Origin of the sequence: Acetobacter cerevisiae, from assembly GCF_001580535.1 — a bacterium.
Classification (GTDB): domain Bacteria; phylum Pseudomonadota; class Alphaproteobacteria; order Acetobacterales; family Acetobacteraceae; genus Acetobacter; species Acetobacter cerevisiae.
On record NZ_LHZA01000019.1, the window covers coordinates 1 to 907 of the forward strand.

1 protein-coding gene is annotated in these 907 nt (G+C 55.9%); it reads right to left on the reverse strand.

Going from position 1 to position 907, the window contains the following annotated elements; all coding sequences use genetic code 11:
- Positions 1 to 807 (reverse strand): rolling circle replication-associated protein (locus tag AD928_RS15400; RefSeq protein WP_457851275.1); only part of this gene is annotated, 807 nt, incomplete at its 3' end.
- Positions 808 to 907: the final 100 nt, after the last annotated feature.

Genomic DNA, 907 nt, shown 5'->3' on the forward strand with positions numbered 1-907 from the left:
TGCCTGGACGAGCGCAGAGCGCGCGGTGTTCATCTCAACACGCGCTTGAGCCTTGGAATACGACCGCATCAGACGCCGGAAAGCCGCATACGCCGCCATATTGCCGAACTCAAACTTGAGAGCCTCAGCGACCGGCCAGACGCCCGACTTGCCCCACATGCGGCCAGTCTGCCCCTGCCAGCCAGACGGCAGACAATGGGAGGAACGCTGAATATGCCGAGCGCCACGCGCCGCGTGCTTCGCCACATACTGAGACCAGCCCAGAGCGTCATAGATGTGCTTGACCGTCTGAGACCACTTCTGAGACCCGTAGGAGGCCGCCAGATGCGTCCAGACGGCTACAAGCCTATGTTCCATAGCAGAAGGCCCGCCAGCAGCCTCTACGGCTTCCTGAGCGAAATACACGGCCCCATGCAGGTGAGGAACGCCGCGCTTTTGCCACTCAGTAACCCAGTGCAAGCGCATGGCCGAAGGGGAAACCTTCGTTCCTCTCATGAGAGCAACAGAAAGACGATCAACCAGCCGAGACCAGTCCTTAGCAGTCTCAGGGCATGTCTGAACGGTGAAGGTCAAAGAGAACCCTACGCCGTCAAGTTTGTCGTTTTCGACAGACCAGAGGAAACGCATATTTCGACGAGCAACAGCCGGAGACCAGCCGCCACAAGAGCCACGTTTTGAGGGTGCTTTATTCATTCCGGCCTTCCCTAAGGAACAACCGTTCGGGTATAACGTAAGCAAGTTTCGGTCCTTGGTTGCATCAAGGGTTGAGACAGAGGGTTGAGCGGGTGCGAACCGTTCAGCCCTCATTTTTTTTGCGCCGTTGGTTTCCCAATCTTAAACGGGGAAGAGCCTAAATTCTTTTCGTCAGGTGCAGTTCTGATGAGATATGAAACTATATAATCAAGAG